The organism is Marinobacter sp. UBA3604 (assembly GCF_002375325.1).
Taxonomy (GTDB): Bacteria; Pseudomonadota; Gammaproteobacteria; order Pseudomonadales; family Oleiphilaceae; genus Marinobacter; species Marinobacter salarius.
In genome coordinates this window covers 1-8,512 of sequence record NZ_DFMB01000030.1, presented here as the reverse complement: position 1 = coordinate 8,512, position 8,512 = coordinate 1, and the positions used below count along the sequence as shown (strand labels likewise).

Sequence of the window (8,512 nt, the reverse complement as noted above, 5' to 3'; positions counted from 1 at the left end):
AATGGTGCCCACGTTTACGTGCGGCTTTTTACGCTCAAATTTTGCTTTAGACATTCGACCTATCTCCCTAATCAACTGGACCGTAACGTTGACCGGACAAATAATGGAGCTCATGACCGGAATTGAACCGGTGACCTCATCCTTACCAAGGATGTGCTCTACCGACTGAGCTACATGAGCGCTTTCAACACTACAAATTGGAGCGGGCAGCGGGAATCGAACCCGCGTCATCAGCTTGGAAGGCTGAGGTAATAGCCACTATACGATGCCCGCGAGCAATAAGTGGTGGAGGGGGCAGGATTCGAACCTGCGAAGCTTTCGCGTCAGATTTACAGTCTGATCCCTTTGGCCACTCGGGAACCCCTCCGAGTCAGGTATGCCAACGGCAAACCTGCCTAAACTTAAAGTGGAGCTGGCGGACGGAATCGAACCCCCGACCTGCTGATTACAAGTCAGCTGCTCTACCAACTGAGCTACGCCAGCTCACATTCGCCTCTTCAGCGAGGGCGGTATACTACGGATTTTCAGAACGCGTTGCAACACCTTCACAACGCCTGATTTCGACCATGTCGAAATTCTCACTGTAATCCGTTTCCGCCGCCCCAACCGCACCGGAATCCGGCACCAGTTGGTCTTCAAAAACGAGCGCGTAGCTTAGCTGATTTCGGGGGAAGTTGGCCAGTATTGCATTGAGATTCTGGCGTTTTTTTTCAGCCAGGACATTTTCGGCGGCCTGTCGGGACTCGAACAGCCCAAGAGAAATGGCATTTTTATTCTCGCCCCGGGTTACCAGGTAGGAGTCGATCCCCCTCTGCTGGAGATCGCGAAACAGATCCAGCGCCCGATCTTCCGGTTGAGGAGGTATGATCACCCAATGCAGTGGTGCCAGTTCCCGCTCCTCCTCAGCAACGTCGTAGTCGGTTCCAGGCCGCCCCAGGGAACGATAAGCCTGCCGCGCACTCTGCTCCGAGTCGAACCACCCCAACCGAACGCAGAAATTCAGGGGAACCGCTTCCCTCTCTGGCGAAGCCTCAACATCAACGGCTGACTGAGTGGCTTCGCCCTCGGCCAGCGTCACATCCTCCTGGGCGGCTTCGGGTTCAACCTCTGGCGACAGCGGTTTCAGATCAGCCACCCGCGGCAATGCCTGGCGTTCGGTTACAACGGCAACGGGCTTTGGTCCGAGCTTGTCCCCGTATAACCAAAGCGCCCCATTGATCAGAATCAGGGCAACAGCAAACCACCTCATTCGCGTTCACTCTCCCCATCAACAGCCGCAAGCCCCTTGAGCACCAATGAAGGCTCGTGGTGGGCCGAAAGCCCGGCATCAAGCAGGCCTTCGGCGTCGCCTCCCGTCACCAGGACGCGACCAAGACCAAGACGACGGCAATCCGCCTCAATCCGTGCAGCCATTGATGCCCAGAGCCAGACCAGTCCATGCTGGACGCATTCGGTTGTCGACGCTCCAGGCTCCGCAGCCTGCACATCACTGACATCAAAACCAATTCTCGCAGCGTCCTGCCTCAAGGACCTGAGCATCATCTGCTTACCCGGGAGAATATAGCCGCCCAGGTGCGCCCCCGAGTCGGCAACATAATCAATCGTAATAGCACTGCCGGCATCAACAACGGCAAAACCACCCTCATCGGCCTGCCATGCAGCGTACATGGCGTGCCAGCGATCGGCCCCCATCCTGTCGGTTTCGGTGTAGGCATTCACCAAACCACCTCGATGGGGTTCAGCCCAATGAAACACAATCGGAGCACGACAGAACGCTTCCAACTGCATCTGCAAATGTTGGCGCCTTTCTTCCGAGATCACAGTGGATACTGCAACTCGCCTGATATGGGCGGACTGACAACGGATGTCGCAGAATGGGTCGTCGGCGTCCAGAATGGCGGAACCGGTGCCAACCAAATGACCATCGCCGACCAGCAGCCACTTCAGCCGGGTATTCCCGGCATCCACCAATAGCTTCATGGGCGGACCCGCAGGCTTATCTCGCCGGCACGAACCCTGACCAACTCTTTGCCGTCGTCGATCAGGTAATTACCGGTATCATCGATTCCACGCCCGTTCCCGGCGAGTCCACCCTGGCTGGCAACCAGGGACTTACCGGAAAATATATCTCGACCCTGCCAACGTGAACGGAACCCGGTAAACCCCTGACTGGCGAACTCGTCCACGGAGTCAAGGACGGAATTAACGAGTGACGCAGCAAGCTCGCTACGATTCCAGCGACGTTCAGGCACGGCTATGTCAAGACTGCTCCAGGATTGATCCACCTCCGCAGACTCTTTCATATGCACGTTCAGACCAATACCTGCAACAACCTGAACCACCCCCTCTTCAAGTTCGCCCTGAAGCTCAACCAGAATACCAGCCAGCTTGCTACCGCCGAGAAAAATATCGTTGGGCCACTTCAGCCCCACATCTGCAACACCATGCTGCTCCAGGGCTTCGGCGACCGCCACACCCAGAACCAGGCTTAAACCATCCAGCATGGCGAAGCTGCCTCGAAACGTCAGCCCCAGGCTCAGGTACAGGTTCTGTCCCCGCGGGCTTTGCCAGGGCCGGCCGCGCCTGCCACGGCCAGCGGTCTGACAGTCAGAGATGCACACGGGAATGCGACCGGAATCGGATCCCGCACGGCGTCGTACAATTTCAGCATTGGTCGAATCTACCTCATCCATTACGATCAGTTCGACCCTGGTGCGACAATCCGGCGCCAGACTCTGCGTTATCCGTTCCGCATCAAGCAAGTCCATGTCGCTCAACAGACGATAGCCCTTGCCACGAATGGTTTCTATGCGGACACCCTCCTCCGCTGCACGACGAACCTGCTTCCAAATTGCCGTGCGACTGATGCCAAGACTGCTGGCAAGGGACTCACCGGAATGAAACTGGCCGTCTGCCAGGAGGCCAAGAAGTGCTTTGGATTTCATCAAGGAACGCCCGCGTATTTGAATGGGATCAGGGCGGGATTAAACAACACGTCGAACCAAAAGACAAAGGACGACGCCGCGGCACGTCCAAAATTTGCCGCCTGAGACCTCAGGGTATGGGCGTTGCAGTCAGATTGGCCTCAATATTGAAGTTCTGCATTTTCACGCCATAGACTGCTGTTTGTGGACCACCGGAGGGATGGACCAGATCAATGTTGTTGATGGAGAGCTCCTTGAACTGGCTCCTCGCCCGAACGGCGAACCCCAGCGGGCGATTATCCAGGTCAGCCGCAGTGGGCGATGATACATAGCGGTACCCCGCCCCTGCGGCCGGGTCCATTATTTTTTCGTCGCCCCTTGCGCCGACCACTCCCAAAGCATCTGCGCCATCTGTCTTCTTGACCACCTTGGTCTGGTAGACATCGACAGACAGGTCCGTGCGTATCCCAAAGGTATTGTCGTCTACACCGTCACCGTCGAAGTCACCGCCATCGCTGGTATGAATATCGTCAAGTACGAGCCTGGAGCCTGTGTTGTTGATCGGCTTGCCACTGGAATCCACCTGACGATTGGTTTCCCAGGTAAATGCATTCTTGCGCGCCTCACTGACTTCCCTTGCGAGTATCTGTTTGAGCTGGATCGTGATTCCCTCATCACCACGAGCCTCCCAGATTCCGCCCGATGCAGCACAGGCCGACTCAGAGTCCCCCGAACCGCCGGCGCAGACATTGCCAGCCCCACCCGGGACAATGATCATGCTACTTCCGGTTTCGTATTTCTGAACCACAAATCGGCCAAAGCTTGATCCCACCGCCTTATCGCCAACCCGCAGGTTGCCAACATCCATAAGGCTCCAGGCCTCCCCCTTGATGAGGGTCAGCCCGTCTTCGGTCACATCCAGGGTCATATCCCGAACATGGGCATCGTAGCTGAGATCGCTGATCCACAAACCCTTTTGAGAAATCTCCCCCGAACCTTCATCGTAAGGCGCGGCGATGATAGCAGCCCGGCCATTCCGTATACGGATATCCGAGTTGATGGTTAGACCCTCACCACTGGCACCGCCCGCTCCAAGCGTCACCTGGCCATCCATATCGAATTCGTAAGCCGGGTAGAAGCCAAGCGCCAGAAGCAGCTCCGTACCACCCTGAAGCGGGGCATCCTCGCTGCCTACTCGTAAGCCATTAATCCTGTAGCCGGCCGACACATCCTCAAAGCCAATCCGGAGCCCGTCATAAAAACGCGTTCCATTAAGCTCACCATCCCGCGTAACGTTAACTGTGACATCCCCCTGCCCCCAGGACTGCAGTCCGCTGAAGATAACGCGGTTGCCATCCTCGGTATAGCTCAGGTCGGCCAACTGCAAACTCCACTCAGTGGACAACCTGAGCCCTTGAGAGCCGGCATCTGGGTGCCCCCCACCTTGCAGGTAAACCGCGTTGGTGTAGCTGCGCCCGTTGTAGACGTGGTCCTGCAGCATGAAGCTGACATTCACTTCGCCAATACTTTGCCCGCTGGCGCCCATTTCAATGCGACCAATGTTAAATTCCCCGCTCAGCGACCCCAGCGTGAACCCCAGGGCGTCGCGTCCGTATCGGTCCGCTGTCACGTCCACCCGGAGGTCATTCAGCCGGTATTGTCCTGTAATCTCGCGGAACGCAAGCGCGTGGTCGTCGTCATGATAGATAAAGGATGCACTGTTAATCGTGGTTTCGTTATCCAACCGAAAACCCTCCCCTTCGCGCCCACCGGCTGTAATGCCGGTTTTCGACGAGAGGTCGAAGGAACCGCTGAGCCCGCCATAGCTGGGCAGGGCCTGGCCAGTTGCGACGTCGTAGGTGTTGCCATGATTGGCAGGGTTATTACTGTATCGGATTGCCCCCACATCGTAGGAACCGGATACGCGGGGGGCGTTCAGCTCCAGAGTACTGCCAACTACATCCAGGGTGACACCCAGGGCCTCTACACTGAGGGTGATATCATCCAGGAAGACTTCATTACCGTTGGTTCGATAGCCCAGACGGCCGCCGGTCATGGTGTAGGCAGTGTCGAATGTGTAACCCGATGAGCCAAACGCACCTCCCGGGCTGATGCGCAGGTTTCCCTGCAGGCTGTGATCAAAGAAAATGCCACCCATGCCAATCCCCGGGGCGCCAGCCAACCGTATATCGCCGAACTCAATCCGCCGATCCTCAACCAGGTAGTCCAGATTCAACGACGCCTCATCGGTGATATCGACCCTTATGACATGAGCAGCCGACTCACCTGGCTGGCTTGCTGAACCAACCCGGAAATCCTCAAGGTAGATACCGCGATCATCATCGAAATACGTTAAACGGTCCGCGGTCATACCCAGCTCCATTTCCAGGGTAATACCGCTTTGGCCACTTATATCCGCCATATCTTCGTCGCCCAGAAGCTGCATATCCGCCATCGCGGGTGCCGACAACGCCAACACTACGCCCCTCACAGACTGTGTGACCACGATGTGCTTTCTGATCCCGGCCATACCCGCTCCCTATGGATTTCCCGTAGGGAAAACCAATAGGTTTCCCTCCATGATGACGTCACCCTGCATTTCCACCGCAAAGATGTCTGTTTGCTGGAATCCCGGGTCTGTTGGTCTGGGTGTGTTGCTCCCGGCGATTTTGAACCGCACATCGTTGTAGCGAACGGTATCCGGCAGACCAATCTCTACAATGTCACCGTTGAACGCCTCGCCGTCACCGGCAAATCCGGAATCAATCGAACGAACACGGAGGGTCAGTCCTTCGAAGGCAAAGTTCCCCCTGATCTCATCCAGCACCATCCAGCCGCCATCCTCTTTCAATCGGTAGGCCAGCCTGGCACCGCACTTCTTACCGGCATCATCACAACGGCCGAAATAGCCGTTCTCAATAGGCCCGCCCATTTCATTAATGCTGATATCCCCTGATAGATATATGCCGCCCTGACCGGATACCTCAGAGAGTGCCTCATCGTTCAGACGATCGAGTTCACCCACCGCATGTTTTGAGCTGGACAATGCGAGGGCCAATAACAGGGCATGCGCGTACCGTCTATTCATGGCGCCAGATCCTTGGTTCGGATATCAAGGTGCTGAATCAGCATGCCCTCGACCCGTGCCGACCCGAAATCCCGGTCACCCACGGAAAAATTTCCGATGTGCAGGTTACTGCGATAATCGGGATTGGTGTAATAGTCCTCATAGAAATCCCAGGTTTGCGCGTCACTGCTACCTCGCAGCCCATCAGCGCCAATCGATCCCGGAGCTGGCGGCTCGATGGCCGCGACTTCCACCACAAAATTGCCAGTGCCATCAACGTCGAAAAATACCGACTGCAACTGGTTGCCAATCGCCAGCTCCAGCGCAAAGTTGGTCATCGTGATTCTTGAGCCGCAGGATTGGCCATCCTGAGAACAGGCATTGATCGACAATTCCGGTGTTTGGAAATTGAGCTTGAACTGCCCCACCATCTGTCGACGATCGTCATCGCCCCAAAGGCGAAGATAGCTACCATCAATAACTGCGCTTTTCGCATGAATGTTGATATTGGCCGAACGGTCTTCTCCCACAGCCACATTCATCTGCAGCCCGATATCAGGGCGCTCACCTACAAAATCCGCCGTCGCCGGCCGACTGGAGCAAACGCCACTACCCGCAATAGCACCCGAGCTCATACAGTCGTACCCTTGGGCAGCGTCCACCAAAGCTGGCGCCGCGAACTCGAGAACGGCCTTGTCCCGGATGCCGATACTATTGCCGTCGACCACGTCAATCCGATAGGGATTCACCAGCCGACCAATATTTACCGGGCTTAGGTTCTGCCCGTAGTTGCTGCCGGTTCCGGAGATGTACAAGTGATTCACCACGATCTCGACATCGCGGCCGTCCGTACTCTTAAGGCCGCCAATCTTGAAAATCCGGGCCTGGTTACCATTGGCATCGGGCGTGTCCGTGCCATGGGAAAACGTGAAGTCTTCCAACACGACTCCAATGCCAGCGCCATCGATCTCCGACAGTTCCTGCTCTGACAGGTCCTGAAGTTCCGCGTTTGCTGTGCACGTTCCGAGTAACAGTCCCAGGACAGCGCAAACTCGCGTGGGGCAGAACGACCAGACAGTGGGGGTTAGAAGGCGCCTTCTGGATAACATCAAAACAACCCCCTGCCCCGATCGATGTATTCCGTTCGGTAACGGTCGGTGCCGTAAAGGGCCTCGTTAAGATTGACCTCGGTTGCACCGTTCGGAATATTGAAGAAGGCCCCGGAAGTCGCCCGAATGAAATCCTCCGGCGTCGGGTTGGTGTTCTTGACGTCTTCCAGCCAGTCAAGGTCTTTGGTCTGGAATGAAATAAACGCTCCGTCGGCCGGCCCTGTAATCCTCCGCTGATTACCAACTTCTTCCACCGTGCCGATTGGAAAGCTGTTGTAAATATCGAGATCAAAGCAGGAATCGATACCCAGGACCAGGCAGTCCTGGGCGTAGACATAAATATCTCCACTGCCACAACTGAAGAAAGAGCAATCAGGCACATCAATACGGGAACTGGAGCCCCAACCAATAAGGTTCTTTACGGACCAGCGAGTGAACCCGCCCGCATCCTCGAGCACGAAGCGTTCTCCATTGGGGATGCCAATATGTTCCGCCCGAATGGGATCAAGCTCACCGATATCAGGATGCCCTTCCTCGCCGTACACCAGTTGTGCCTTGGTCTGGAGCGGACTACCGCCTTCAAGCAACGGGGTAAGCAGAACGATGACCTGATCGAAGAAGTTGCCGCTGGAGCTGGCCTGACTCAAACCTTCACCGCGATCAATGATGTCTACATTGACGTTGCCGGTGAGAGTTTCAATCTTGCCAGAGAGGATGCCCATGGACTCTCCGAAGCCCAGCCGAAAACCAACGATCTCCTGAGCGTCCTCGTCGAACGCAAATTCCAGATAGGGGTTCTCGATGTTAAACGGGACGATTTCGCCTTCTCCATAGGCCGAGCCATCCGGCTTGAGCTGGCGGGGCGCCTTGGAGTTGCGCTCGAAGTACGCTTGGTTATTGATATATCCGAGCGCAAAGTCCTCTATATAGACATCGGACGTTCCGGCTTTTTCACCATCCCGCTCGTAGCGCCCCAACTCGAGTACGTCAACATTGGTCTGGATATCAATGTCCATCCCCAGGTTAACGCGTGTATAAGAGGTATTGTCGGTCTCGTCGGGGTGATATTGGCGATCAACCGAAATGAATGCTTGACCAGTTACTTCCGACATATCGCTATCGGAGATTGGCTGCAGGTCCGCAAACGCGGGAGGGGTCACTGACAGCACCGCTAACAAATGCCAAACGACACGATTCATAGACAGATCTCACCATTAACCGCATTCTGAAAAGCGGTTTATTGTTATTTTCGATGAGTGTCTCTGAACACTAATGCTGCTTTCGCTGGCAATTTTTGTTTTGGCCAGTTCTTGTACAGATCCTAACCTCGTTTACAGTTTGTCACTGTGAGCAAGGTCATAGATTTGAAAAATGAGTCGACGCTGAAGGTACTTTTTTACAGGCAATAAAAA

Annotated in this window: 7 protein-coding genes and 4 tRNA genes; all 11 read right to left on the bottom strand. The window is 55.6% G+C overall.

What is annotated here, in order from left to right; all coding sequences use genetic code 11:
• Window positions 1-104: 104 nt before the first annotated feature.
• Window positions 105-180 (bottom strand) — tRNA-Thr (locus tag B2590_RS08715).
• An 18-nt stretch (window positions 181-198) separates the two neighbouring features.
• A tRNA-Gly gene (locus B2590_RS08710) sits at window positions 199-273 on the bottom strand.
• A 10-nt stretch (window positions 274-283) separates the two neighbouring features.
• A tRNA-Tyr gene (locus B2590_RS08705) sits at window positions 284-367 on the bottom strand.
• 40 nt (window positions 368-407) lie between these two features.
• A tRNA-Thr gene (locus tag B2590_RS08700) sits at window positions 408-483 on the bottom strand.
• Between the two features lie 31 nt (window positions 484-514).
• On the bottom strand, window positions 515-1,249 hold the full coding sequence (locus B2590_RS08695; protein WP_286811212.1) for a hypothetical protein: 735 nt from the start codon (window positions 1,247-1,249) through the stop codon (window positions 515-517).
• On the bottom strand, window positions 1,246-1,980 hold the full coding sequence (locus B2590_RS08690) for a type III pantothenate kinase (protein WP_286811211.1): 735 nt from the start codon (window positions 1,978-1,980) through the stop codon (window positions 1,246-1,248). Before B2590_RS08690 ends, B2590_RS08695 begins: the two co-directional genes overlap by 4 nt.
• Window positions 1,977-2,945 (bottom strand): biotin--[acetyl-CoA-carboxylase] ligase, encoded by a 969-nt coding sequence (locus B2590_RS08685; RefSeq protein WP_036203322.1) that lies wholly within the window; start codon window positions 2,943-2,945, stop codon window positions 1,977-1,979. Before B2590_RS08685 ends, B2590_RS08690 begins: the two co-directional genes overlap by 4 nt.
• A gap of 109 nt (window positions 2,946-3,054) precedes the next feature.
• On the bottom strand, window positions 3,055-5,454 hold the full coding sequence (locus tag B2590_RS08680; RefSeq protein ID WP_286847924.1) for a DUF6160 family protein: 2,400 nt from the start codon (window positions 5,452-5,454) through the stop codon (window positions 3,055-3,057).
• Between the two features lie 9 nt (window positions 5,455-5,463).
• The gene (locus tag B2590_RS08675; protein ID WP_286811208.1) at window positions 5,464-6,012 is read right to left on the bottom strand and encodes a hypothetical protein; all 549 of its coding nucleotides are present in this window, start codon (window positions 6,010-6,012) and stop codon (window positions 5,464-5,466) included.
• On the bottom strand, window positions 6,009-7,100 hold the full coding sequence (locus B2590_RS08670) for a hypothetical protein (RefSeq protein ID WP_286811207.1): 1,092 nt from the start codon (window positions 7,098-7,100) through the stop codon (window positions 6,009-6,011). Before B2590_RS08670 ends, B2590_RS08675 begins: the two co-directional genes overlap by 4 nt.
• On the bottom strand, window positions 7,100-8,299 hold the full coding sequence (locus B2590_RS08665) for a hypothetical protein (RefSeq protein ID WP_007154036.1): 1,200 nt from the start codon (window positions 8,297-8,299) through the stop codon (window positions 7,100-7,102). Before B2590_RS08665 ends, B2590_RS08670 begins: the two co-directional genes overlap by 1 nt.
• Window positions 8,300-8,512 lie beyond the last annotated feature (213 nt).

Excerpts from the sequence above, each read along its gene's own strand:
- B2590_RS08680 (WP_286847924.1), bottom strand. The coding sequence starts at position 5,454 with ATGGCCGGGATCAGAAAGCACATCGTGGTCACACAGTCTGTGAGGGGC.
- B2590_RS08670 (WP_286811207.1), bottom strand. The coding sequence starts at position 7,100 with ATGTTATCCAGAAGGCGCCTTCTAACCCCCACTGTCTGGTCGTTCTGC.
- B2590_RS08665 (WP_007154036.1), bottom strand. The coding sequence starts at position 8,299 with ATGAATCGTGTCGTTTGGCATTTGTTAGCGGTGCTGTCAGTGACCCCT.
- B2590_RS08690 (WP_286811211.1), bottom strand. The coding sequence starts at position 1,980 with ATGAAGCTATTGGTGGATGCCGGGAATACCCGGCTGAAGTGGCTGCTG.
- B2590_RS08685 (WP_036203322.1), bottom strand. The coding sequence starts at position 2,945 with ATGAAATCCAAAGCACTTCTTGGCCTCCTGGCAGACGGCCAGTTTCAT.
- B2590_RS08695 (WP_286811212.1), bottom strand. The coding sequence starts at position 1,249 with ATGAGGTGGTTTGCTGTTGCCCTGATTCTGATCAATGGGGCGCTTTGG.
- B2590_RS08675 (WP_286811208.1), bottom strand. The coding sequence starts at position 6,012 with ATGAATAGACGGTACGCGCATGCCCTGTTATTGGCCCTCGCATTGTCC.